Source organism: Micromonospora sp. NPDC005194 (genome assembly GCF_040608335.1).
Taxonomy (GTDB): domain Bacteria; phylum Actinomycetota; class Actinomycetes; order Mycobacteriales; family Micromonosporaceae; genus Micromonospora.
This window is the reverse complement of sequence record NZ_JBEXIA010000005.1, coordinates 188,247-212,080: the sequence shown is the minus strand read 5'-3', so window position 1 is coordinate 212,080 and position 23,834 is coordinate 188,247. Positions and strand designations below refer to the sequence as shown.

Sequence of the window (23,834 nt, the reverse complement as noted above, 5' to 3'; positions counted from 1 at the left end):
GCTGCCGTGGCACGGTACGGCAACATCAGCCGCCGTGACGGCACCAGCCATGGATCCGGAGAACGCCACCCCGGCCGGCGACAACGGCACGCCCCGGTCGAATCGGCGGGTCAGGCACTGGTTGGCCGGCACCGGGATCGCCGCCCTGGCCGCCGTACTCGGCGTCACCCTCGCCGTACGCGGCGGCGCCGCCTCGGCCTGCGCCGCGCCGCCCGCGGGCAATACCGTCCACAAGGGAACGGCGAGCTTCTACGACGCGGGCCGCTCGGGCGGCACCTGCTCCTTCCCGGGCCCTCCCGCGGACCGGCTCTACGTGGCCCTGGGCGCCTCGCAGTACGCCGGGGCGGCGGCCTGCGGCAGTTACCTGGATGTCAGCGGCCCGAAGGGCACGGTCCGGGTGATGGTCATGGACCAGTGCGGCGGGTGCGGACCCAGCAAGATCGACCTCTCCGACGAGGCGTTCGCCCGGATCGCCGACCGGGCGCAGGGCATCGCGCAGGTGACGTACCGGGCGGTGGTGGACCCACCGCTCGACGGCGGCCTCACCTTTCGGATGAAGGGCGGCGCGTCGCAGTGGTGGTTCGCCGTGCAGGTCGGTAACCACGGCAACCCGCTGCGCTCGGTCGAGGCGCAGGGGTCGAGCGGGGGCTTTCGCAAGGCGGCCCGCCAGGTCGACAACTACTGGACCATCGAGGACGGGATCGGTCCCGGGCCGTACACCATCAGGGTCACCGACGTGTACGGCCACCAGACGACCGCCACCGGCATCAAGATGGTCACGAAGCAGGTCCAACGCAGCACGGCCTCCCTCGTCACGTCGACGCCGAGCAGTTCACCGTCGGCCTCGCCGAGCCCCACCATCGCGCCCTCGCCGACCCCGGCGGAGCCGACCGCACCACCGGCGACAGTCGAAGCCATCGCCGGCGCAGCCCCACTCGACCGCCCCCGCTGCTGACCAGGCGAACGAGAAGGGCGACGCTGGCCCGCAGAGAGGGATACGTGTTCCGGGTCAGCGTGAAATTGCTGCACTGCCTTGGCCTGCGCTGGAAAACCTCCGAACGTCGGACCGCTAGGGCATGCCCGCGTAGCGGAGGGGCAGCGGAGGTCGCGGCCGGCGCCAGACGACGTAGGCCATGATGACGGCGGCGGTCAGAATCACCACCGCGATGATGAAGATGTACCAAGGCGACCGGTCGCCGACCTCGCGCACTCCTAGACAGGGGTGGGTCTCGCCGTAGGTGACGCGGATACGCTCGCCGATGGTCACGGCTCGGTTCGCAGCGACCGACGAGCGAAAGCTCGCCTCACACACCTCGCCACGCTCGGTGCTGAACTGAACCGTCAGGATGGTTCGCGTCCCGCGCCCCTCGACGTCCAGCACCTCGGCCGATGTCTCCGATCCCCGCTGCTCGCCTGCGAGCGACCAGGCGACAAGCGCCACGCCCGTCATCGCGAAGGCGAGATAGAACGCCGAGAACACTCGTAGAAAAGTTCGGCTCGGCCGTCGACGGGGCATGGTCGGCACTTTAGAAGGGCCCAGCAACGCAGCCGGACGGGCGGCGCCGCTCACCCATGAGGTCGACCTGGCAGAGGCCGATGGGTTCGAGCCTCGCGAGAACCTGGTACGCGCGCCGTACCGGAGCGAGGTGCGTCTCCGGCTGGCGGACGGTCAACTCCGGGTTGAACTGCTGGCGTCGGCCTGGGGTATGCCGCGCCGTCACCGCCGGCCGCCCGCAGTGCGGCTCGCACACGGCGAATGGCTGCGCTGGCAGATCAACTACCGTTTCACCGGGATGAATGGTGGCACGTGGCTGTACCGGCTGGACACCCTCAACCTGGCGCACGGTGCGGTTCCGGTCGACACCTTCCTCGGCGATCCGCCTCGATCCATCGACGAACGCGGACACATCTGGTAGCTACCCGCGTGGACGCGGTGCTGCGTGAACTCGCCGAGCTGCTTTGGGGCACGCCGAAGGCCCACGAAAGAGAGAAGAGACACTCTCTGACGCCCGTTGACAGGTGTTTCAGGCGAGTGACAGCGTTGTCATCGACTCATTTCCTCCATATGAGACGAGGAGCGCACCTTGCTCTATCGGAACTCACCGCGCCGGCGTGCGACAGCAGCCGCCGCAGTCGGCATCCTCATCACGGGACTGGCGCTCGCTCCGGCCGGGCCGGCCCAGGCCAGCTCCAACAAGGACCAAGACGCAGCCGTACGGTCGGGCAACGCACGTTTCGAGGTGCTGTCCCCGACCCTGATCCGCACCGAGTACCAGAAGGACGGCAGGTTCACCGACGCCGCCACGTTCAACGCCATCGGGCGCGATGACTTCCCCCGTACGCGTTTCACGAAGCACGTCGAGCACGGCTGGCTCACCATCGACACCGGCGCGATGACGCTGCGGTACCAGGTCGGCTCGGGCGCGTTCACCGCCGACAACCTGACGGTGCGGCTCAAGACCGGCAAGCAACTCGTGCAGGGCCAGCCCTGGGCCGGCCACACTGCTCCGGCGTGCGCGTTCGGCGCGCTCTGCGAGGCCGAATCACTACAGCTGAGCGGTCCCGGCGTGGCCACCGACCACCGGGGGTACACCGGGCGCGGCTTCGCGGCCGGTTTCGCCTCGTCCGGCGACTCGGTCACGTTCGCGCTCGACGCGCCGGCCGGCGGCACGAAGCAGCTCGCCGTCCGCTACGCCAACAGCACCGGCGGCGACGGCCAGAACGTGACCCGCACCCTGACGGTTCTCATCGACGGCGACGCCGGCCGTTCGCTGACGCTGCCGCCCACCGCAAACTGGGACACCTGGGGCCTGGCCACCGTGCCGGTCGACCTCGCCGCCGGCCGGCACGAGATCAGCGTCGTGCGGGGCCCCAACGACTCCGGCAATGTGAACATCGACAGCCTCGCGGTGGTCAACCCGGGTGATCCGTTCCCGGCGCCGGCCGCGCCCGAGCCGCAGTCCCTGCGATTCGGCACGCTGGGTGAGGCCGAGACCGGCGCGCTGACCGGCGGCGCGAAGCCCGCGAACGACCACAACGGCGCTTCCGGTACGGGGTTCCTGGCCGGCCTGGAGAGCACCACGTCGGCAGTCGCGCTCACCGTGACGGATGTCCCGGCCCCGGGTGACTACCAGGTGCAGATCCGCTACGCCAACGGCCAGGCCGGTGCCCAGCCGAGCCAGGCGCGCACCATGTCGGTCACGGCCGGAACGGCGGCGCCGGTCACGGCGACCCTTGCGCCGACCAGCGGGTGGGACTACTGGAACACCGTTTCCGTCCCGGTCCACCTCGACCGTGGCACCAACACGGTGACGCTGGGGTGCCCCACGGACGCCAGTTGCAACGTCAACGTCGACACGGTCGCCGTCACGAGCAAGGACTCCCCGCTGCTCGCCCCGCACGCGCCGCTCGGCGGCTACCGCCGGGGTCTGGACGGCGTGACCGGTGCCGCGCTCACCGCCCCCGGCCTGCTCTACCAGGACGGCTGGTACCTGCTCGACGACTCCGCCTCGGCCCTGCGCACCACCAAGCCCCGGCCCGCCTCGGAGCAGGACGGCTACGTCTTCGCGTACGGGCAGGACTTCACCCGTGGCCTCAAGGACCTGTCCACCCTGACCGGGCCCACGAAGCTGCTGCCCAAGTGGGCGTACGGGGTGTGGTACTCCGAGTACTACGACCGCACCGCCAGCGAATTCCAGGACCTGGTGGCCCGGGCCAGGGCTGAGGGCGTACCCATGGATGTTCTTGTCCTTGACACCGACATCAAGGCGCCGGACAAGTGGAACGGCTGGAGCATCGACCCCACTCGGATTCCTGACCCGAAGGCGTTCTTCGACTGGGCCCGCAAGCAGGGCCTGCACACCGGCATCAACATCCACCCCAGCATCCTCGGCTCGGACCCGAAGTTCGCCCAGGCGCAGGCCACCGCGAAGGGCAAGCTCCAGCGCGTCGGCTGCAACGGCGGGCCCGACTGCTACGCGTTCGACTTCGGCGACCCGGACCAGCTCAAGGCATATATGCAGCTGCACGACGGGATGATCCCGAAGGGCACCAAGGGCCCGGACCTCTGGTGGCTGGACTGGTGCTGCGACAACACGAAGTCCTCCCTCGCCGGGGTGACGGCGGACGCGTGGATCAACCAGCAGTACGCCGACAAGACCGGCTTCGCGTTCTCCCGGGCGTACGGCTCGTTGCAGGCCGGCGGCTACGGCAGCCCGACCCCGGTGGCGACCGGCCCGTGGGCCGACAAGCGCACCACGCTGCACTTCACCGGCGACACCACCTCCGACTGGTCGACCCTGCAGATGGAGGTCGGCTACACGCCGGGCGAGTCGGCAGCGACCGGACTGGCCGCGGTCAGCCACGACATCGGCGGGCACACCGGCGGCCTCCAGGAGCCGGGCAGCGAACCGGGCAGCACCAAGCTGCCCGACGACCTGTACGCCCGGTGGGTGCAGTTCGGCACGTTCCAGCCGATCGACCGGCTGCACTCCAACCACAGCGACCGGCTGCCCTGGCAGTACGGCCCGGCGGCGAACGCGTCGGCCAAGAAGTTCCTCAACCTGCGTAAGGAACTGCAGCCGTACACCTACGCCGCCGCGAAGGAGGCCACCCGCACGGGTACGCCAATCGTCCGCTCCATGTACCTGGCGTACCCGAATGAGCAGGCCGCGTACGCCACCGCCGGTTCCGAGTACCTCTACGGGCCGGACTACCTGGTGGCACCCGTGACGACGCCCGGCAGCACCGCCACCACCTCGGTGTGGTTCCCGCCAGGCAACAGCTGGACCGACATCTTCACCGGGAAGACGTACCGGGGCGGCACCACGCAGAACATCACCACCACGCTGGACACCATGCCGGTGTTCAAGAAGCAGTGAACTTTTAGAGATCCGGACGGCCGGGTGGGGGCAACCCCGCCCGGCCGGTTCGTTTGATTGGGCTGGATTCAGTGTCGGCGGGGTCGGCGGGCCAGCGACAGCCAGCCGAGGAAGCGGGCGTGCAGCGTGGGCAGGTCCGGGCGCAACCCCAGGTTGTACGCGTCGTCGATGGCGTCGTGCATCGACGCGGCCAGGTAGAACGCCAGAGCAATGGAGTGACCGTAGAACTCGTTGGCGAGGGCGAGTTGGGCCGGGGCGCACGGCCAGGGCGCGGCGCAGTTGCGGCACAGCCACGCCGGACGCATCGGCAGGTGCGGGCGAGGGCGGACGGTCATCCGACCCGCACCGGCTGCCGGGTCGCTCCGCGTTTGACGGGCTTGATTGGTACGGCGGGCAGGGGTTGCAGCCGTACGCCCGCGCGCATCACGTACAACTCGCGCCGCGCGACCGCGTCGCCCGCCGCGTTCAGCTCGTAGCCTTCAATCCAGACCCACCCGTCGTACGTGTGCCGCTCGGGCAACTCGCGGATAACGCGTACGAAGATCGGGCGTAGGAACTGCACGCTCGCCGCGGTGGTCAGGTGGATTACGTCGCCAGCCTTCATCTTCCCGAACTTCTCGGACTTGTCGTCGGGCACGGTCTTCCCCTGGGTGCTGTTGGGAAGGGGCCGCTCCCGTGAGTGCTCGCCCGTCGGGAGCGGCCCCGTTACGCACGCGACCACCGGATCTCGTGGGCCTGCCAGCCGCGCCGCCTGGTGACACTCTGCTGTGAAGGCCACTACGCTCGGAAGGTGTTCCAGGTGTCCGGGCCGGAGCTGGCAGAACAGGCTCCAGGCGTGTGGCACCTCGGGTAGTCGATCTCCGATTTGAGGAGCGTTGAATGGCTGACGTGCCGAGTCCTCTCGCGGACTTCATCGTGAGCGAGATCCGCCGTGCTCGTGGAGCGTCCGGGATGACGCAGGAGTCGTTCGGCCGGGCGGCGGGCTTCAGCGCTTCGCATGTCAGCGCCGTGGAGAGCGGCACCCGAGCGCTGACGATGGACTTCATTCGGGGAGCGGACCGCGCCTTCAACAACGACGGGCTGTTCGGACGCCTGGTGGTGAAACTCGGCGCGCCGTCGTGGTTTCTGCCGTGGCTGGACGCCGAGCGCGGCGCTCGGCAGCTTCGTCTCTTCGAGCCGCTACTGATCCCGGGCCTGCTTCAGACCGAGAACTACGCCCATGTCGTGATGCGCTTGAACGACCTCATGTCGGCCACCGAGGTCGACCAGCAGGTAAGCGCCCGCATGAGTCGACACAAGATCCTCACCGGCGACAGCCCACCGCAGGTGGTGGCTGTGCTGGACGAATCCACGCTCCGCCGCGCGGGCGACGAACACGCCGGCATCATGGCCGAACAGGTCGCCCACCTCATCACCGTCGCCCAGCTGCCGCACGTTCACATCCACGTGATCCCGGCAAGCGCCGGCCTCCACATTGGGCTGTCCGGGCCGTTCGCGCTGGCGCGGGCTGGCGACGGGTCCTGGGTCGGGCACCTCGAAAATCAGCTGGGCGGGATCGTGGTCGACAACGAAGATGGGCTACATACTCTTCATGCGAGGTGGGAGAACGTTCGGAACGAAGCACTCCCGCGCCGACAGTCCGACGAGCTGATGAAGGAAGTGCACGGCCACCATGGACCTCACTAACGCCATCTGGCGCAAGTCCCGGCGCAGCGGATCGTCGGGGGGCAACTGCGTCGAAGTTGCTGACAACCTGCCCGGCGTCATCGGTGTCCGAGACAGCAAGGATCCTGCGGGCCCGATCCTGGCCTTCGCCCCGGCAGCCTGGCGGGCGTTCGTCGCCCAGGTCGCCGGGCGGCCGTAACTATAGTCAGGCGCGCGAGCCCTTTGCGCCGGATCAATGCGCCGCGTTCGACCATGGCTCAAATCGCCGCGCTACCGCGCCGTTAGTCCACCTGCTGAAGGAAGTTGAGAGCCATCATGGACCTCAGTAACGCCCGGTGGCGCAAGTCCACCCGCAGCGGCGCGAGCGGCGGCAACTGCGTCGAGGTGGCGCGCAACCTGCCCGGTGTCGTGGCGGTACGCGACTCGAAAGACGCTGCCGGTCCGGCACTGACCTTCACCCCGGCAGCCTGGGCCAGGTTCGTCGCCCAGGTCGCTGGGCGGCCGTAGCGCCGCGACGCACTACGGCCTCACCCGGCGCATCGGGGAGTCCACAAACCGGGCGGGTTCCCCACATACACAACTGCGGCCCACTACCGCTGATCAGCATGCGTCCTTTCCGAGACTCGCGAACTCATCGACAGATACGCTTCTCTGCACCTCGCCGTTGCCCACAATTTCGGTGATCAGAACCGATCCGGGCCGCATGTCTTCCAATTCAGTAAGCCGGAAGGTCACCGAACGCGAGGTGAAGCTGCTGTCGCTGGCGACACCGAACAGCTGGAAGGCCGCGTTCGGGCTGGGGGCCGGGTCACGTGGGAAGCCCTCCAGACGCACCGTCGTCGGCGAGGTCGCCGCACGCGGTACGGCGTACCGTCGTCCCGGCCAGTAGGGCCAGCTCGTGGAAGTCGCCACGGCGGACGGGGATGGCGAGATCGACGCCCGTTCGGCAAAGAACATAACAACGTCTGGCGGACGGTCCGCGCACCAGGACAAAACCGCAACGGGCTGCCCATCGGCATCCACGCCCACGCCGGTAACGCCTTTGATCTCAGGCGTGCAAGCGGTCAACCCGGCCAGCACGAGAATGGCAGCCGCCAGCAAGACACTGAGCCGCCGCGCCTTCAGCAGCATTTGAACGGCCATGCCCGACGGTCGCAGCGCCGCGTCAACCTGCGACCCCAACTCCGTCACAGACTGATGACGATTAGTGACCCCCGGTCTGTAGCCCGAACAGGTTGTCGAGCACCTTCCTCTGCCACCTCGACAGAACTGCCGAGGTGGCAGCTGAGAGCCTGGAGCTGACGCACCACCCGTCGTCAGTCCTCGTCGAGGAGGCCTCTGTCCCGGTCCCAGAGCAGCCCTTGATGACCGTGGCCGCCGCCTGGCGCTCGTCGCAGGCCCTCAAGCGCCTCAACCAGCGGTGAACCATGCTGACTCCTCAGCGGCAGCCAGAGCCCTCGTTCCCCGTCCTGATGGCTGGCTACGTCATCGACTTCCATCACCGGTCAGTCTGCTCGAAGTGCTCTGACGACGGATGCCCGCGACTGACGGCGGCCGGCGAGACCCTACGCGCCTGGAGGTACCGGAAGAGCCGACGTGAAGGCCGGTGACGTGTTGTATCTGACCACTTCAGCAAGCCCACAGTTCGCACAACCGATCCTCTGCCGCCTGATTAAAATCCGCAGGGATCTCCACACTTATGACGGGTGGGTGTGGCTTGACGGGCTACCAACTGCACCAAGAAGGCGAAGCTATAGCCCGCAGGGAGTTGTTTGCTCTTAGAAAGGGCGTGCAGATACTGCCATTGGACAACGAAAAGCCCCACCAATAGCAGTTTGAAGCCCTCAAGGCACCGGGAGATGGACCAACCTGAACTGTACTCGCCGGCCCTCCGCCTCAACTCCCATCCAGGCCGCTAGGAGCACACACCGGATCTTCGCGCCTAACGTGCCGCCGCGCCGCTCGACCCGATTGCGATCCACCACCGCTGGCTTCGAAGATGAGCAAATTCCAACCATCGAGCTATTTGCGCCCCTAAAAGAGCCGCGGTCTTTCGCTGCGATCGTCACCACGACGTATCACCCTGTCTTTACCTGCACTCCGACGGGTGGATGGGACCACCCCAGGCTTAACAAGATCGATCTTCGCTAGCGCGACACCCAGTCCAGCGCCACGGATAGCACGCTCAGCAAGGTCAAGATTGACCTTGCTGAAAAAGAACAGTGAATCCGCAAGCTTTCCAGGCTTGTCAGTAGCTATTGCAAAAACAATCTTCCAGTCCCCCAAGGCTCCCACCCTGGCAGCCTGAGCCATTTTGTTGAAGTGTTGTAGAACAGCGCTCTGATACTGCCTACTGTCACTAAAGAGTCGAGCCGAAACCGCACCCTGCGCAAAAAGGTGAGAAAGCGTAGGCGAGGACTCTTTCATTTTCTTCACACAAATCAGCTCCTTGCGACGCGTCAGCAGATCGCAAATTTCTACTTTTAGATTCCTTCCTCCTTTGCTGTAGAAAAGGGACTGATCCAAAACCACGTGGTCGATGTTACTACCCAACGCCTCGAGATTGTAATCGCCTTCATCTTCCGCTCCAGCAAACCAGGAGCGCAGCGACAATTCTTCAGTCAGGTCAGGAATTCGCCGGATCCGTTCCTGCAGGCCCGCAAGGTGGTCTCTATCGATGCGATACCATGCGCCAGCGCATGGCGCATAAATCCCCTCGCCTAGCTCCACCTCTGCCACAACGTAGGGCATGAGCGAGGTCTTAACAGGCTTCTCGACGCCCTCGTAAAAGGCATGAACTTGAACTGATGCCATCGGATCGGGGATGTCCCATTGAGAAACGGCCCCCAAGACGGCATCCTTGTTTATCTCACCTTGAACTTGGTAAGACTTGCGACCCCATTTAAGAAGAACACGATCAGGCCTGGCCAGCCGATCCGAGTCGGGATTCATAAATTCGATGTCCTCGCCACCCGACAGGATCTTCTTATCCAACTCCGCTTTAAGTTTCAAGTGGAGTTCGCCTCTTGTGCGGGGAACGCGAGTAAAGTAATCCAAGAACGGAAACTTCTCTTTGTACTCCCGCGAATCATACGCCGCGATTACTTCATCAAGCTTCTCCGGCAACGATCTATAACTAAAGGACTTCATCGTGAGCCGTAGGGAATCACCCCCCGCCACACCCGTGCCAAGCTCTTCTGGTGGCTTTCCTTCTAAGTATCGAACGAGATCAGCGGTGGGTTCGATGCCAAGCTTGTGCAGAGAGCCAGCCGACGGCATCGAGATAACTTGACTTCGTCCCGAGCCGACGATCGCCCGTGTATCTACACCCCTCAGCGCTTCAGGGTCAACTACATTCGCCGCCACCCTCAGGCCAAATCCAGCCTCAATCGAACTTGAATCAACCGCGTGACGACCTGTGCCGTAGACGAGCAGGAAGCGGTGGCCGCTTCGCTCTATTCGGACTACCGCCCCTGTGCTCTGATTCTTGAGCCCAATTATTTCCTCTGCAGTCTGGTCGAGCGCCAAAAGCATCAAGTCTTTCTGCCATTTGGGTACATTAACCTTGGCAGTCTTAACGTACAGGCCGATCTCTAGGCCAACTATCTCCTTGACGGGGACTGGCTTATATTCCTCGTCGACCACAGCCCTGAGACCCCAATCACCCTCGTCGAGATCATCGCGAAGCTTGAATAGGACTAGATCCACTTCCCCTCCCAACGACAAGGAATAGGCCAGGCTAACGGACCAGTCGTAGTCGGTGAAGGATGCGATCGCCCTTCAGTCGGATTAATGACGGCGCTCTTGACGGCTCGCCAACGCCAAACGCACAACCGCGCTGTGGCAATGGAGCCAGCGGACAAGTCCACCCCACCGATCCGCCCTGGTCATCCATCCTGGGGCATCCATCCTGGGCGAGGAATTGCCGAATAGGCCTGTTGTAGATCAAGGCACCGCGCTCCGCGCGGTGCGGGCGGCAAGCCCGGCCGGCGGCAAGCCGCCGGGAAACCGCCCCCACGGTCGGATCTCAGCGCAGCGCGAGTTCGTCCGGGAAGCGCTCATGAAGCGCGGCGACCGCATCCTTCAGGCAGTAGTCGAGGCTGTGGCCGTCGACCCTGATCGACGCGCCGTCGAGCCCCTGACCCGAGATCACCACGGTCCAGGGCTTGCGCTCCCGCTCCCCGTCAATCTTGACCAGCCCGACCAGACCCATCTCCCCCAGGTGCTCCAGCACCTCCAGCACGCACTCGTCCCACCTCATCCACGAATGGGACCACCAAGACCGCTACGGAAGCCAGCCGGTCGGTCCGGTCGTGCGTCAGGGCTTCTGAGCCACCCCCGCTTTATGGAGCTTCTTGACCATGGCCTGATGGCCATGGGGAGGAAGTCGTCCGTGGCAGCACCGAAGAAGTACCCCGACGAGCTACGTCCGCGCTGTGCGCTTGTACCGCGAGTCGGACCCGAAGCCGGTGATCCGGCGCCTGGCCGAGCAGCTGGGCGTGCATCACGAGGCATTGCGGAACTGGATCCGCCAAGCCGAGGCCGACGCCGGCGAGCGTCACGACCGGCCGACCAGCAAGATGGCTGAGGAGAACCGCCAGCTGCGCAGAGAAGTCACCGAGCTGCGGCGGGCGAACGAGATCCTGAAAGCGGCGAGCGCGTATTTCGCGGCGGAGCTCGACCCGACCCGGCGACGGTCATGACGTTCATTTATGAACACCGTGACCAATTCGCGGTCGCGCTCCTGCTACGGGTCCTGAACATCGACGCCTCGACCTACTACGCGTGGGTCAGGCAGGCCGAGCAGCCCTGCGACCGCGACGTGGTCGACCTGGGCCTGTTGTCGAACATCTACGAGATCTGGGAGACCTCCGGACGCACCTACGGCGCGGACCGGGTGCACCGGCAGCTACGCCGTGACGGCATCGGTGTGGGTCGCAAGCGGGTCGAGCGGTTGATGGCGGCCCACGGCTGGCAGGGTGCGTTCCTGCGTCGAGGCTGGCGCGGCGGCTCCACCCGGCAGGATCCACGGCACACGCCGGCGCCAGATCTGGTCAACCGGCAGTTCACCGCCGCCGGGCCGAACCGGCTCTGGGTCGCCGACCCCACCCGCATCCCCTGCGGCGAGGGCGTGTTCTGGCTCGCCGCGGTCCGGGATGCGTTCTCCCGCCGGACCGTCGGCGGGAAGACCTCCGACCGCTGCGACACCGACCTGATCCTCGCCGCCCTCGAATACGGCATCTGGTCCCGCGACGTCCGCGACGGCCAACTGATCCACCACTCGGACCGTGGGTCGAACTACACGTCGTTTCGCTTCGCGGAACGCTTACAGGACAACGGGATCCTGCCGTCGATGGGCTCCGTCGGCGACTCCTACGACAACGCCCTGATGGAGAACTTCTGGTCCACGCTGAAGATCGAACTCGTCTACCGCACGAGCTGGCGGACCCGCGACGAGGCCGAGAACGCGATCTTCGCCTACATCGACGGCTGGTACAACACCCGCCGCATCCAGAAGGAACTGGGCTACCTCAGCCCGGACGAGTAGGAGACCGCCTGGCACAGCCGCCAGACGCAACCCTCCGAGCCACCTATCGCCATCCCTGCACCAGCCGGGAGCAGGTAACCACCGCTCCATCAAAGCGGGGGAACTCATTCGCACCTCGGATTCCAGCTTTGACCGATAGGCGCGTTTCCGTCGAAGGACCGGGTCGTTTACCAAGGTTGGGTACGCTTGAGGTCGCGGATGCCGCGTTGAGCCGCAAACCCTGCTCTGTTTGGACGCCAGCACTACGGGTAGGCCTCGACTGTGGGTGGTAGCTGCCGTTAACGCGGGCATGGTACGGTGCCGTCCTTCGGACGCGATCTTTAGGCAGCGCGCACATCGCCGTGCGGCATGCAGTCGTTAGCCGCGGGCAACCAGAGGCTACCGGAATGGTTAGGGGGTAGCGGTGGCACTCTTTCCAGGTCACCGCCCAAACGGCACTGTCTCGGCCGTTACGCCCAAAGTCGCCCAAACCCCTCTGGTCGATGCTATCGCTACCGCCCCCGATGCCTCGCTGGCCCAACTGCCCTGCTACGACATCCTGATCCGGCCACTTCAAGGCATCGATCTGCTGCCAGTCATGCAGTCGGTAGGACCCACAGTGAGGCAGCTCTATCCTCAGGGGGACCAGCAACTCTTCCGGAGGCTAGGCGAGGTTCTAGACGGGCAAGCTAGGTGCACCGTCGCCGTAGCCCTCGGGCGTGCCGGAGGCCAACATCTGGTCGGGGTAGCGGTTGAAACGCCAAAGGGCCCGGACCGCTTCAAGCTCAGCACGCTCTGGGTTGACCCGACAATGCGCCGAAGAGGCGTGGGCCGTCGTTTGGTGCAGAATTGTCTTTGCAGATGGGCTCGAGAAGAGACGGAAGTCGGATTTCTGACAGTGCGGAACCAGCACTCCGCGAGCGTACGCTCACTTCTGGTACCGTTCGGCTTTGACCAAGCTTCTCTTGAGTTGAACAGATACGGCTTTGGCGAGGATGAGCTTGTCCTGCAGTGGTCACTGGCGGAGCAGCTCGCGGCGGCGGACTTCGCAACACCTTCCATGCTTGACAACGCCGAACTAAAGTAAGGCACCTGCACCCCCCGTCGAGTGCCCTCACGCTCGGCTACACCCCTCGGTTCTTCGAAGGTGAAGCTTAATGGGCTTCTTCGCGGTCGTCCGCCATCCCAGGCCACCTGCATTCGAAGTCTGCAAGCTTGACATCAATCTGTGGTGCCTGCCGGGCCTATTTCGCAGGTCCTTGTTCTTGTGTGACATCGGCTTGAAGGTAAGACCATCCTCCTCAGCGTTGGACTCCTTCCGGATCGCCGTACCTTTCGGAACCGCTGAAGGGGAGTTGACAGACGTAATTCCCCGGATGCTGAATCGCACCGCAGACCTGAATCTTGTCTTCGGCAATACGGCCGTCAGTGTTGCCACAGACGGGAACGGAGAGCGGGTCTACGACGACGGTGATGGGCCGATGATCCTTATGTCACTCGACACAAGAAAATGCGTTCGCGACTCGAAGATAAGCACGGCAGAGTTCTCACTGTGGGAGATTTTCCCGGCTCGAGCGATAGAGGCAGAGGAGGAGGTTTACCTCAGATTTCGCCTTCCGGTCAGGAACCCTGGGCGGATGTGGACTTGGCACCGCCTCGGACACCGCCGTGCGGGCGCACTTCTCGATATGCGAGTAAATGAGCTCCGCGAGACGGTTGCGGTTTCATCGGACCTTGACTGGTCACATCTGGTCGTGGACGTGCAGCATGTCAACTGTCTTGCCGTAGTGCCTGCCTCACTGCAGAGCTACCAGCAGGCGCCCGAGATGCACTACACGCGAATTCTCGAGGGCCTCGTGTGGGAACCATATCTCGATCGTGCGATAAACCTGTTCAGCAAAAGCAAGGTCCTCGTCTACTTCTGGCGAAGCAAGGGCGTAGTTTCTCGAGATAACGAGTTCCGGTCCTTTGCGGCGTTTTCGAGAGCTCGCGGTGGTTCGGTCATGCGGACGGCTATGACCGCAGCTCTCTTCGTTTCCGTTCTCCTGTTTCTTACCCAGGACCCGGTTACATTTGAGCGGAGCTACCTCTTTAGGGCATTCAGTGGGACCTGGACGGCGATGCGCAGTCATCTGCTGCTCCTCGGCGGCGGCGCCGGCACTCTGCTAATTGCTAGCAAATTTGCTGCACCGGCTCTGCGATACATCCCTCTTCTGAAGAAGTTGCCCAAGTGGGCGCGCGGAGTGGAGCAGAAGATATACCGGAGCCGCAGATACAGAAATGGCTAGCCTCAGGCCGGGTACTGGCAATCTCTTTGTCGAGCCTGTCGGCAGGGATGGACCAGCCCTGGCTCATCAGGCGGACCAGGTAGCACGACAGGAGCAGGCGACCCGGCCATAGGGTGGAGGTCCGTTCATCCGGTCACACGGCCCCTTAACCTCAGTGTGAGCCGGCGGGCGTTGGGGATAGGTTGCACTCCGCTCATCAACTTCATCGGGCACACTCTTGAACAGAACTGAGGCCGACAGGGCGCCGTCTGCCGCGCCAGTCCCACCCTGGGACTGGCTTGCCGCTGGATCACAGGTCGCGGCGCCATCTCCACCGGCGGGACGTTCCCGCCCCTCCCCCACAGCTGCTGCCCGACTCGGGGACTATCAAGCGGGGGCCTGAAGATGACCCACGACGGCACAGCCAGCCCGATCTGAGACGAGGTTCGACTCAGTCGACCCTCAGGGCGTCTCCAGGGCACCGGATGCCGCCCGACGTTTGACCATGAATGACGCCTCAACATCGAACCAGCTCAAGCCTTGATCAGGTCTCTGAGCTGGGGGGCGACGGACGAGTCGACCTGTACGCCGGATTCTGTGCGCGGCGCGTACCCCAAAGGGGTTCCGCGCCGGCGGCGGCCATCCATCTCGGCCTGCCGTTGCCGGCAGGCTCTAGCGGCCTACCCGCAGACATCGGGCGGGCAGCCCTCAAGCGTCTGCGCCGGGTCGTCATCTTGCGGTGACGGCCCTTGCTTGGCCTTGCTCCGGGTGGGGTTTACCGAGCCACCCCGGTCACCCGGGGTGCTGGTGGGCTCTTACCCCACCGTTTCACCCTTACCGTCCCCGTTGGGGTCGGCGGTCTGTTTTCTGTGGCACTGTCCCGCGGGTCGCCCCGGGTTGCCGTTAACAACCACCCTGCCCTGTGGAGTCCGGACGTTCCTCGGCGGCGGGCCGGAGCCCGCCGACGCGACCGCCCGGTCGACTCGTCCGTCGCGCTCCCATCCTAACGACGGACGCTCTTCCAGTATTGCCGCCCCGCCTGGGCAAGATCGGGCAGCTCATAGGCGATCCGGCGACGCCAGCCTAAAAGGCGGCGGCTAGCCTCGTGGGGCTATGGATCTCTCCCACGCCGCGCTGCTGCTCGCCGCCGGTCTCGCCGCTGGCACGGTCAACGCGGTGGCCGGTGGCGGTTCGCTGATCACCTTCCCGGCGATGATCGCGGTCGGGTTGCCGCCGGTGCCGGCGAACGTGAGCAACTCCGTCGCCGTGTTCCCCGGGTACGTGGCCAGCGTGGCGGGCAGCCGGCAGGACCTGCCGCGCCCGCGGGCGCTGGCCACGCTGGTGCCGACCACAATCGTGGGCACGATCGTCGGGGCGCTGCTGTTGCTGGCCACCCCGGCCCGCGCGTTCGAGCTGGTCGTACCGTTTCTGGTCCTCGGCGCGACCGCGGTCCTGGCCTTCCAGGACCCGCTGCGCCGGCTGGTCGGTCACCCCCGCGACCTGTCGCCACGGCGGCGCACGGTCGCGGTGCAGACGATGGTCGCGCTCGGCGCGGTGTACGGCGGGTACTTCGGCGCGGCGCTCGGGGTGATGCTGGTCGCCGGCCTGGCTCTGGTGCTGGACGCGACGCTGGCGCGGGTGAGCGCCATCAAGAATCTGCTCTCCGCATTGGTGGGGCTCACGACGCTTGTGGTGTTCGCCCTGTTCGGCCCGGTGAACTGGGCGGCGGTCGCGGTGGTCGCGCCGGCGACCCTGATTGGGGGGTACGCGGGCGCCCGGCTCGTCCGTCGGCTGCCGCCGGTGCTGCTCAAGACGCTGATCGTGGTGTTCGGTACGACGATCGGCCTCTACCTGCTCTGGCGTGCCCTGCACTGAGCGGCGTCAACGCCAAGATCCGCGCAACTTCCGGGATGTTGCTGCCTCAGCGAGCCCGGAGGCAGCAATATCCCCGAAAGTGCGCGGATCTCGAACGGCGCAACGGCCCCGGCCGAGGGCCGGGGGTCAGTACGCCTCGCCGACCGGCTCCTCGGCGGTGTTCTCGGCACTCGCGGCGCTGCGGTTCCGGCGGGACCACAGCACCCGCTCGCCGTAGCCGGCGGCCATCACGTGCGCGAAGGCAAGGTAGACCAGCACACCGACGGCGAGCACCCCGAAGCCGACCCAGAACGGCAGCGACAGCGAGCGCTCGGCGAGCTTGCCGGAGATGATCGGCGCGGGCGCGGCGGCGCCCCAGCGGACCAGGTTGAACGCGCCGGTGGCGAGCCTGCGGTCGCTGGAGCCGAGGCCGAGCGCCAGGTCGGTGAGGTTGGCGTTGGCCAGGCCCATGCAGAGGCCGGCGAGCACGAGCACCACGAGCGCCTCGGCGGTGCTGGTGGAGGTGGCGAAGAGGACCATGCAGACCAGCAGCCCGGCGATGGCCACGCCGACGGTCTGCACCGCGCCGATCCGGTGGGCCAGCCGGTGGCCGATCACCAGGATGCCGGTGGCCAGGCCGAGCCCCCAGCCGGTGAACGCGAGCCCTAGCGGGACGACGTCCAGGCCGAGGAAGAGCGGCGTGTAGCCGAGCACGACGAAGAACACGAAGTTGTACGCGGCGGTCACCACGCAGAGGGCGATGAACGCCGGTCGGCGGTAGGTGGCGAAGATCTGGCCGACGCGTACCGGGGCCTGCCGGTTGGTGGGTTCGCGCAGCTTGCGGGCGGCCACGCCGAGCGCGAGCACCATGAAGACGCCGCAGACGAAGAACGGCAGCCGCCAGCTGACCTGGCCGAGCAGGCCGCCGATCAGCGGTCCGACGGCGAAGCCGAGGCCGAGGGCTGTCTCGAACAGGCCGACCACCCACTCCCGGTCGACGGCCAGGTTGACCAGCACCACCATGGCGGTGGCGAAGAACATCGCGTTGCCCAGCCCCCAGACGCCGCGCAGCACGGACAGCTGCACGATGTTGTCGCTGAACGAGGCGAGGATGGCGGCCAGCCCGACCACCGAGACCCCGGTGATCAGGACCGGCTTGAAACCGAACCGGCCGCTGGCGAGCGTCGCCGGGATCATGCCGAGGGCCATGACCGCGATGTACGCGGTGAACAGCAACTCGACCTGCCAGGCGGTGACCCCGATCGCGTCGCCGATGGCCGGCAGGATCGGATCGACCACGGCGATGCCGGCGATCGCGAGGAAGGCCACCAGTGTGGTGGCGTAGATGGCACTGCGGTTTGGTTCGGATGACCGATCCACTCCGACTCCCCAATTAGCTGTATGGTACAGGTACTTACGCGGTATCATACAGCTATGAGCGACGACCACGAGAGCACCCTCGGCCGGATCGAGACCGAGGTGGCCCTGTTGATGCGCTTCGGCGAGGCCACCCGGCGGGCCACCGGCACCGCCGAGCACCGGGTGCTCGACCGCGCGGCGTACGTCATCCTGCGGCACCTGGACGCCGCCGGCCCGCAGAACGTCTCCGCCCTCGCCGCGCGACTCAACCTGGACGGCTCGACGGTGACCCGGCAGGTTTCCGCCCTGCAACGCGACGGCCTGATCGTCCGCGCCCCCGACCCGACGGACGGCCGCGGCACGGTCATCTCCCCCACCCCGGCCGGGCTACAGCGGATGGCCGCCGTGCAGGCCGCCCGCACCCGGCTCTACGGCGACATGCTGGCCGACTGGAGCGCCGAGGACCGGGCCGCCCTGGCGACCCTGCTGGGCCGCCTCAACCAGGCCCTGGTGAACCGCAACCGCCGCTAACCCACGCCCGCTGACCCGCCACCGCCCCGGGTCGCCGGACGCGCGTGACCCTTCGACCGCCCAGATCGCGCAACATCCTTGTTGTAGTGGCATCCCCAGGGCCCGACACCACTACAACAACGATCGAGCACGATCTTGAGGCGACGGCGCGACAGGCGACGGCGCGAGCGGGCGACGGGCCTGCCGGGCACCCCGGGCGCCGACCTCGCGGCGGGCGCCCGGGGAACGGGGAACGGGAACGGGGAACGGGGTCAGGCGACCGGTTCGCGGGCCGAGTCGGCGTCGCGGTCGACGCCGGGGGTGATGCGGGGGTCGCCCTCGTCGGCGAAGTAGTCGTCCGGCGTGGTGCCGTCGACTCCCTCGGGCGCCTTGGCGGCCCGCAGGACCAGCGTCAACAGCGCGGCGACCGCCAGGTTGACCAGCACGGCCACGATGCCGACGTAGATTGTCTTGGGCGTGTCGAACCCGAACTTCTCCAGCGGGAACGCCGACCCGCCGAAGTGCTTCCGGGTGGGGCTGGCCACCTGGTAGAGCATCCACATGCCGAGCCCCATCCCGGCGACCCAGCCGGCGATCAGGGCGGTCCGGTGGAACCAGCGGGTGTAGAGGCCCAGCGCCACGGCCGGCAGCGTCTGCAGGATGATCACGCCGCCGATGAGCTGGAGGTCGATCGAGAACTGCGGGTCGAGGAACACGATGCAGGCCACGGCCCCGACCTTGACCACCAGCGAGGCGATCTTCGAGACGTTCGCCTCCTGCGCCGGGGAGGCGTCCCGCTTCAGGTACTCCTTGTAGATGTTGCGGGTGAACAGGTTCGCCGCCGCGATCGACATGATCGCCGCCGGCACCAGCGCGCCGATGCCGATGGCGGCGTACGCGACCCCGGCGAACCAGTCCGGGAACTGCTGGTCGAACAGCAGCGGCACGATCGTGTTGTTGTCGACGCTGCCGGCCGACGCTCCCGCCAGCGGCTTCACCCCGGCCGCGATGGCCATGTAGCCGAGCAACGCGATCAGACCGAGCAGCAGGCTGTACGCCGGCAGCGCCGACATGTTGCGCTTGATCACGTCGCGGTTCCGGCTGGCCAGCACGCCGGTGATGCTGTGCGGGTAGAGGAACAGCGCCAGCGCCGAGCCGAACGCCAACGTGACGTACTGCAGCTGGTTGTTGCCGTTGAGCAGGATGCCGTCGTTCGGGTTCGGTGACGCCTGGAACTTCGCGTCCGCCGCGTCGAAGATGTCGCCCCAGCCACCGAGCTTGTACGGCAGGTAGATGACCGCCACCAGGATGACGATGTAGATCAGGCTGTCCTTGACGAACGCGATCAGCGCCGGAGCGCGCAGCCCGGACTGGTAGGTGTACGCCGCCAGGATCGCGAACGCGATGATGATCGGCAGGTGCCGGGCCAGGGTGCTCTCACCCGTGACGCCCATCGTCTTGAGGACCGCCTCGATGCCGACCAGTTGCAGCGCGATGTAGGGCATCGTGGCCACGATGCCGGTGATCGCGATCAGCAGCGCCAGCACCGGCGAGTCGAACCGCGTACGGACGAAGTCGGCCGGGGTGACGAAGCCGTGCCGGTGCGAGACCGACCAGAGCCGGATCAGCACCAGGAAGACCAGCGGGTAGACGACGATCGTGTACGGCACCGCGAAGAACCCGGCCGCCCCGGCTCCGAACATCAGCGCCGGCACCGCCACGAAGGTGTACGCGGTGTAGAGGTCACCGCCGACCAGGAACCAGGTGATCCAGCCGCCGAAGCTGCGCCCGCCCAGGCCCCACTCGTCGAGGTGCGCCATGTCCTTCGGCCGCCGCCACCGCGCGGCCACGAAGCCCATCGCGCTGACCAGCAGGAACAGCAGGGAGAAGACGATGATCTCGGTGAGATGGTCACGCCACATCAGTGCTCACCCCGCTTCTTGGTCATCTGGTAGACCAGCGTCGTCGTGGAGACGCCGAGCAGGATCCAGGCCAGTTGCAGCCAGTAGTAGCGCGGGAACCCGAAGATCCGGGGCGCGTCGCCGTTGAAGAACGCCGGGATCAGCGGCACCACGATGGGGAGAAAGAGCAACCAGTTCCAGGGACTGTGGTCCTTCGCCCGGGTTGGCGCCGTGGTGGGCGCCTCCGGTTCCGGTGCAGGCATCTGACACACCTCCGGGGAGTCGAGGCACTCGATGTAACGGCCGGAGGCTACGACTCTGTGACCGCCGTCACGATCAGCGCGCGGACGGCTCTGCGCCGAACGGCGCACCGGCTGCGCCGAACGGCGCGACAGTTCCGCCGGCGGGCGAGGTGCGACGGGTGCCGGAGGGGCGCGGCTCAGGCGGCGGGCAGGTGCGCGGTGTCGTTGACCGTGCGGACCGCGATGCCGCCGTCGGGCCACATGTCGAGCACCGAGATGCCGGCCGCGTCCAGGAAGAGCCGGTGCAGGAAGGCGTCGCTGGCGGCGAGGGCGTCGCGCAGCGCCAGCTTGATCGGCGAGACGTGCGAGACGACCACCACGGTCTCCCCGGGGTACGCCGCCGGCAGCGCGTTGACGACCCGGTGGACGCGTTCGGCCACCTGCGTGAACGATTCGCCGCCCGGCGGTGCGATCCGCGGCGAGGCGAGCCAGGCGTCCATCTCCCCCGGCCACTCCTGGCGTACCTCGGCGAAGGTGCGCCCCTCCCACTGCCCGAAGTCGCACTCGATCAGGTCGGTCTCGGTGCGGACCGGCACGTCACCGAGCGCCCCGGCGATCGCCGCGGCGGTGGCCGTACACCGGGACAGGGGTGAGCTGAGCACGGCCGCGACGGACGGGGCCAGCGCGGCCACCCGGGCGCCGGTGGCGCGGGCCTGGGCCCGGCCGCGCTCGGAGAGCGGCACGTCGCCGCGGCCGGAGTAGCGGCCCTGCTCGGTGTACGCGGTCTCGCCGTGCCGCACGAGGATCAGGCGGGTGGCCGTGAAGCTCGGGCGGGGCTCCCAGGAGGCCGGCGCGGTGGCCGGGTCGCTGCCCGTCGTGGCGCCCCCGGCCGGGGCGCTGGCCGAGGCCGGTGCGCCGAGGGAGGCCGGCGGCGGGGTTGGTCTGCCGGCGGCGGCGTCCATGGCGGCGTTGGCCAGCGCGTCGGCGTGCCGGTTCTGCTCGCGGGGGATCCAGGTGAAGCGGACCGCGCCGAAGCGGCCCACCAGCGTGGCCGCCTGGGCGGCGAGCGGGCGCAGGCCCGGGTGCTTGATCTGCCACCGGCCGCACATCTGCTCGACCACCAGCTTGGAGTCCATCCGGACGTCCACCTCGGCGGCGTTCAGCTCGGCGGCGGCCCGCAGACCGGCGATCAGGCCCTGGTACTCGGCGACGTTGTTGGTCGCCGTACCCAGCGACTCGGAGCGCTCGGCGAGCACCTCGCCGGTCTCCGGGTCGCGCACCACCGCGCCGTAGCCGGCCGGCCCGGGGTTGCCCCGGGACCCGCCGTCGGCCTCGACGACGACCACGCGCGGCGCCACGACCTACAGGCCCGACTCGTTGGTACGGACCATGATCCGCCGGCAGTCCTCGCAGCGGACCACGTCGTCCGGGGCCGCCTTGCGGATGCGGGCCAGGTCGGCGCCGGAGAGGTCCAGCCGGCAGCCGCCGCAGCGGCCCGCGGTGAGCAGCGCCGCGCCCAACCCGGTGTCCGCGCGGATCTTGTCGTAGAGGGTGACCAGCTCGGCCGGGAGGTCGGCCGCGAGCGGCTGCCGGGCCCCCCGCTTGAACTCCTCGTCCTTGGCGATCTCGGCCAGCGCGTCGTCACGGCGCTGCTCGGTGGCGGCCCGCTTCTCCCGGGTGTCGGCCAGCCGCTGCTCCACGCCGTCCAGCACGCCCTGCGCGGTCTCCCGCTGCTCCATCAGCTCCAGCTCGGCGTCCTCCAGGTCGCCCTGGCGCCGGTTGAGCGAGGCCAGCTCGTGCTGGAGCGCCTCCAGCTCCCGGGCCGGGCCGGTGCCGGCGGCGAGCCGGTTCTGGTCCTTCTCCTTGCGGGCCCGCACCTGCTCGACGTCCTTCTCCAGGCGGGCGATGTCCCGGTCCAGGTCGTCGACCGCGACCTGGGCGCGAACCCGCTCGTCCTCCAGCGACGACAACTCCCGGGCCAGCGCCTCCAGTTCGGCCCGCTCCGGCAGCGAGCGGCGGCGGTGCGCGAGCTGGGCGAGGTTGGTGTCGATCGCCTGAAGGTCGAGCAGGCGGCGCTGGACCTGGGGGTCAGCCTTCACGGTCGGGCTCCTTGTCGTCCACAACGGGTGCGGCGGCGTGCATGGTCCACGGATCGGTGTCCAGGTCGGACACCAGCGCCTCGACGCCCGGCGCCTCTCGCAGGAGGGCGGCCAGGTCGTCCAGCCACGGTCGTTCGGTCGCCCAGTGGGCGGCGTCGATCAGGGCGGGACCATCGGCGGCGAGGTGCTCGCTGGCCGGATGGTGCCGCAGGTCGGAGGTGAGAAACGCGTCCACCCCGGCGGCGGTCGCGGCGCCGAGGAAGCTGTCCCCCGACCCACCGCTGACGGCGAGGGTACGAACCCTACGCCCGGGATGCCCCGCGGCGCGAACTCCCCAGGACGTGACGGGAAGCACGGCTGCGGCGTGCCGGGTCAGCTCGGCGAGGGTCATCGGACGGGGCAACTCCCCGATCCGGCCGATGCCCCGGTCGTCGCCTTGGGCGGGAGAGCCGGTCGCCGGCCGCTGCAACGGGCGCAGCCCGGTCAGGCCGAACCGGGCGGCGAGGGCGTCGGAGACGCCGGGGGACGCGACGTCGGCGTTGGTGTGCGCCACGTACAGCGCCACGCCGGCCCGGATCAGCTGGTGGACGATCCGCCCCTTGACTGTCGTCGCAGCGACCGAGGAGACCCCCCGCAGCAGCAGCGGGTGATGCGCGACGATCATGTCCGCGCCGACGGTCAGCGCCTCGGCGACCGTCTCGGGCACCACGTCGACCACGCAGAGCACCCGGCGGACCGGGGCGGTCGGCTCGCCGAGCACCAGGCCGACGCGGTCCCACTCCTCGGCCCAGCTCGGCGGATAGCGCCGTTCCAACTCGGCGACGACGTCCGTCACCGTGGCTGTGGATGCGCTGATGCTCACGGCGGGCCAGCTTACCGGCGCGGGGACCTTCGGGCGGCGACGCCCGGCCCGGCCGCGCCGGTCTGTCGACCCGTGGGAGGCGACCGGCGGGCGCTCAGGCGGCCCGGTACGCGACGGTCCGCAGCGCGGCCAGCGGCATCTGCCAGGGGAACGCGTGCAGATGCTGCTCACCCGTCCCGGGCGGGTGCAGGGCGACCACATGATCACCGAAGAGCACCGTGACGCCCCAGTCGGCCAGCCGGGCCACACCGGCCCGGAACGCCGGGTGGGCGGCCATCGCGACATTGGTGTACGGCACCGCGACGATCGGAACGCCCTTGCCCTGCGCCTCGACGAGCAGCCCGAGAGCGAGGGTGTCGGCGATGCCGGCCGCCCACTTGTTGACCGTGTTCACGGTCGCCGGGCAGACGATCATGGCATCGGCGGGCGGCAGCACGTCCGGGTCGCCGGGATTCTTGTAGTGCGTCCGCACCGGGTGGCCGGTCTGCCGGACCAGGGCCGGGCGGTCGACGAACTTGGCGCCGTCCGGCGTGGTGATCACGCAGACGTCCCAGTCATCCGACTGGGCCAGCTCGACCAGACGGCCGACGTGGCGGGCCAGCGGCGAACCGCAGGCGATGACGTAGAGCACCGCACGGTGCTCGCTGGTGTGTGGTGCGCCGGTCATC

General features: G+C 67.6%; 25 protein-coding genes, 1 other RNA gene and 1 pseudogene. 13 read left to right on the top strand and 14 right to left on the bottom strand.

The window, feature by feature from the left end; all coding sequences use genetic code 11:
• The first annotated feature begins 34 nt into the window (after nt 1-34).
• Entirely contained in the window at nt 35-955 is a 921-nt protein-coding gene (locus ABZU53_RS06560; protein WP_355064307.1) for an expansin EXLX1 family cellulose-binding protein, read from the top strand.
• 114 nt (nt 956-1,069) lie between these two features.
• Here ABZU53_RS06560 and ABZU53_RS06555 read toward each other — a convergent pair whose 3' ends face one another.
• On the bottom strand, nt 1,070-1,516 hold the full coding sequence (locus ABZU53_RS06555) for a DUF3592 domain-containing protein (protein WP_355064305.1): 447 nt from the start codon (nt 1,514-1,516) through the stop codon (nt 1,070-1,072).
• On the opposite strand from ABZU53_RS06555, the gene ABZU53_RS06550 reads away from it, so the two are divergent.
• Together ABZU53_RS06550 and ABZU53_RS06545 are read left to right on the top strand one after the other, a co-directional pair.
• Entirely contained in the window at nt 1,515-1,916 is a 402-nt protein-coding gene (locus tag ABZU53_RS06550; protein ID WP_355064303.1) for a hypothetical protein, read from the top strand. The genes ABZU53_RS06555 and ABZU53_RS06550 overlap by 2 nt on opposite strands.
• 168 nt (nt 1,917-2,084) lie before the next feature.
• Nucleotides 2,085-4,880, top strand: coding sequence for a TIM-barrel domain-containing protein (locus ABZU53_RS06545; RefSeq protein ID WP_355064301.1), 2,796 nt, complete (start codon nt 2,085-2,087; stop codon nt 4,878-4,880).
• Between the two features lie 68 nt (nt 4,881-4,948).
• Here ABZU53_RS06545 and ABZU53_RS06540 read toward each other — a convergent pair whose 3' ends face one another.
• Nucleotides 4,949-5,215: a hypothetical protein gene (locus ABZU53_RS06540; RefSeq protein WP_355064299.1), complete on the bottom strand. Its 267-nt coding sequence runs from the start codon at nt 5,213-5,215 to the stop codon at nt 4,949-4,951.
• The gene (locus tag ABZU53_RS06535) at nt 5,212-5,484 is read right to left on the bottom strand and encodes a hypothetical protein (protein ID WP_355064351.1); all 273 of its coding nucleotides are present in this window, start codon (nt 5,482-5,484) and stop codon (nt 5,212-5,214) included. Before ABZU53_RS06535 ends, ABZU53_RS06540 begins: the two co-directional genes overlap by 4 nt.
• Nucleotides 5,485-5,759: 275 nt before the next feature.
• Between ABZU53_RS06535 and ABZU53_RS06530 the strand changes: the two genes are divergently transcribed.
• The 3 genes from ABZU53_RS06530 (at nt 5,760) to ABZU53_RS06520 (ending at nt 7,052) form a co-directional block, all read left to right on the top strand.
• Nucleotides 5,760-6,566, top strand: coding sequence for a helix-turn-helix transcriptional regulator (locus ABZU53_RS06530; protein ID WP_355064297.1), 807 nt, complete (start codon nt 5,760-5,762; stop codon nt 6,564-6,566).
• Complete coding sequence (locus ABZU53_RS06525; protein WP_355064295.1) at nt 6,553-6,744, top strand: DUF397 domain-containing protein; 192 nt, start codon at nt 6,553-6,555, stop codon at nt 6,742-6,744. The genes ABZU53_RS06530 and ABZU53_RS06525 overlap by 14 nt, the downstream gene beginning before the upstream one ends.
• Nucleotides 6,745-6,860: 116 nt before the next feature.
• Nucleotides 6,861-7,052 carry a DUF397 domain-containing protein gene (locus ABZU53_RS06520; protein ID WP_355064293.1) on the top strand — a complete coding sequence of 64 codons (192 nt, stop codon included), beginning with the start codon at nt 6,861-6,863 and terminating at the stop codon, nt 7,050-7,052.
• Nucleotides 7,053-7,145: 93 nt separating this feature from the next.
• On the opposite strand, the gene ABZU53_RS06515 is transcribed toward ABZU53_RS06520, so the two are convergent.
• Nucleotides 7,146-7,676: a hypothetical protein gene (locus ABZU53_RS06515; protein WP_355064291.1), complete on the bottom strand. Its 531-nt coding sequence runs from the start codon at nt 7,674-7,676 to the stop codon at nt 7,146-7,148.
• 146 nt (nt 7,677-7,822) lie between these two features.
• On the opposite strand from ABZU53_RS06515, the gene ABZU53_RS06510 reads away from it, so the two are divergent.
• Nucleotides 7,823-7,969, top strand: coding sequence for a hypothetical protein (locus tag ABZU53_RS06510; RefSeq protein WP_355064289.1), 147 nt, complete (start codon nt 7,823-7,825; stop codon nt 7,967-7,969).
• Nucleotides 7,970-8,579: 610 nt separating this feature from the next.
• Here ABZU53_RS06510 and ABZU53_RS06505 read toward each other — a convergent pair.
• Nucleotides 8,580-10,253 carry a DUF6119 family protein gene (locus ABZU53_RS06505; protein WP_355064287.1) on the bottom strand — a complete coding sequence of 558 codons (1,674 nt, stop codon included), beginning with the start codon at nt 10,251-10,253 and terminating at the stop codon, nt 8,580-8,582.
• Between the two features lie 319 nt (nt 10,254-10,572).
• A complete protein-coding gene (locus ABZU53_RS06500) occupies nt 10,573-10,806 on the bottom strand; it encodes a hypothetical protein (RefSeq protein WP_355064285.1) in 234 nt (77 codons plus the stop codon).
• 154 nt (nt 10,807-10,960) lie between these two features.
• Between ABZU53_RS06500 and ABZU53_RS06495 the strand changes: the two are divergent.
• The 4 genes and pseudogenes from ABZU53_RS06495 to ABZU53_RS06480 form a co-directional block, all read left to right on the top strand.
• A pseudogene (locus ABZU53_RS06495) lies at nt 10,961-11,248 on the top strand (transposase); the annotation flags it as partial.
• Complete coding sequence (locus tag ABZU53_RS06490) at nt 11,245-12,093, top strand: IS3 family transposase (RefSeq protein ID WP_355064283.1); 849 nt, start codon at nt 11,245-11,247, stop codon at nt 12,091-12,093. The pseudogene ABZU53_RS06495 and the gene ABZU53_RS06490, both read left to right, overlap by 4 nt.
• A 577-nt stretch (nt 12,094-12,670) precedes the next feature.
• Complete coding sequence (locus tag ABZU53_RS06485; protein WP_355064350.1) at nt 12,671-13,159, top strand: GNAT family N-acetyltransferase; 489 nt, start codon at nt 12,671-12,673, stop codon at nt 13,157-13,159.
• 70 nt (nt 13,160-13,229) lie between these two features.
• Nucleotides 13,230-14,360, top strand: a complete 1,131-nt coding sequence (locus ABZU53_RS06480) for a hypothetical protein (RefSeq protein WP_355064281.1) — start codon at nt 13,230-13,232, stop codon at nt 14,358-14,360.
• A 547-nt stretch (nt 14,361-14,907) separates the two neighbouring features.
• On the opposite strand, the gene rnpB is transcribed toward ABZU53_RS06480, so the two are convergent.
• Nucleotides 14,908-15,325, bottom strand: an RNA gene (gene rnpB, locus ABZU53_RS06475) — RNase P RNA component class A.
• A 127-nt stretch (nt 15,326-15,452) separates the two neighbouring features.
• On the opposite strand from rnpB, the gene ABZU53_RS06470 reads away from it, so the two are divergent.
• Nucleotides 15,453-16,214, top strand: a complete 762-nt coding sequence (locus ABZU53_RS06470) for a sulfite exporter TauE/SafE family protein (RefSeq protein WP_354856618.1) — start codon at nt 15,453-15,455, stop codon at nt 16,212-16,214.
• Between the two features lie 126 nt (nt 16,215-16,340).
• Here ABZU53_RS06470 and ABZU53_RS06465 read toward each other — a convergent pair whose 3' ends face one another.
• Entirely contained in the window at nt 16,341-17,573 is a 1,233-nt protein-coding gene (locus tag ABZU53_RS06465) for an MFS transporter (protein WP_355064279.1), read from the bottom strand.
• A 54-nt stretch (nt 17,574-17,627) separates the two neighbouring features.
• Between ABZU53_RS06465 and ABZU53_RS06460 the strand changes: the two genes are divergently transcribed.
• Complete coding sequence (locus ABZU53_RS06460; protein WP_354856613.1) at nt 17,628-18,083, top strand: MarR family transcriptional regulator; 456 nt, start codon at nt 17,628-17,630, stop codon at nt 18,081-18,083.
• Nucleotides 18,084-18,334: 251 nt separating this feature from the next.
• Here ABZU53_RS06460 and mctP read toward each other — a convergent pair whose 3' ends face one another.
• The 6 genes from mctP to ABZU53_RS06430 all read right to left on the bottom strand — a co-directional run bounded on the left by mctP (nt 18,335) and on the right by ABZU53_RS06430 (nt 23,833).
• A complete protein-coding gene (mctP, locus tag ABZU53_RS06455; RefSeq protein ID WP_355064277.1) occupies nt 18,335-19,984 on the bottom strand; it encodes a monocarboxylate uptake permease MctP in 1,650 nt (549 codons plus the stop codon).
• Nucleotides 19,984-20,226, bottom strand: coding sequence for a DUF3311 domain-containing protein (locus ABZU53_RS06450; protein ID WP_354856610.1), 243 nt, complete (start codon nt 20,224-20,226; stop codon nt 19,984-19,986). Before ABZU53_RS06450 ends, mctP begins: the two co-directional genes overlap by 1 nt.
• Before the next feature lie 176 nt (nt 20,227-20,402).
• Entirely contained in the window at nt 20,403-21,563 is a 1,161-nt protein-coding gene (locus tag ABZU53_RS06445; RefSeq protein WP_355064275.1) for a bifunctional RNase H/acid phosphatase, read from the bottom strand.
• 3 nt (nt 21,564-21,566) lie between these two features.
• Nucleotides 21,567-22,304 carry a C4-type zinc ribbon domain-containing protein gene (locus tag ABZU53_RS06440; RefSeq protein WP_354856603.1) on the bottom strand — a complete coding sequence of 246 codons (738 nt, stop codon included), beginning with the start codon at nt 22,302-22,304 and terminating at the stop codon, nt 21,567-21,569.
• Complete coding sequence (locus ABZU53_RS06435; RefSeq protein WP_355064273.1) at nt 22,294-23,166, bottom strand: Nif3-like dinuclear metal center hexameric protein; 873 nt, start codon at nt 23,164-23,166, stop codon at nt 22,294-22,296. The genes ABZU53_RS06440 and ABZU53_RS06435 overlap by 11 nt, the downstream gene beginning before the upstream one ends.
• Nucleotides 23,167-23,260: 94 nt before the next feature.
• The gene (locus tag ABZU53_RS06430; protein ID WP_354856600.1) at nt 23,261-23,833 is read right to left on the bottom strand and encodes a flavoprotein; all 573 of its coding nucleotides are present in this window, start codon (nt 23,831-23,833) and stop codon (nt 23,261-23,263) included.
• Nucleotide 23,834: the final 1 nt, after the last annotated feature.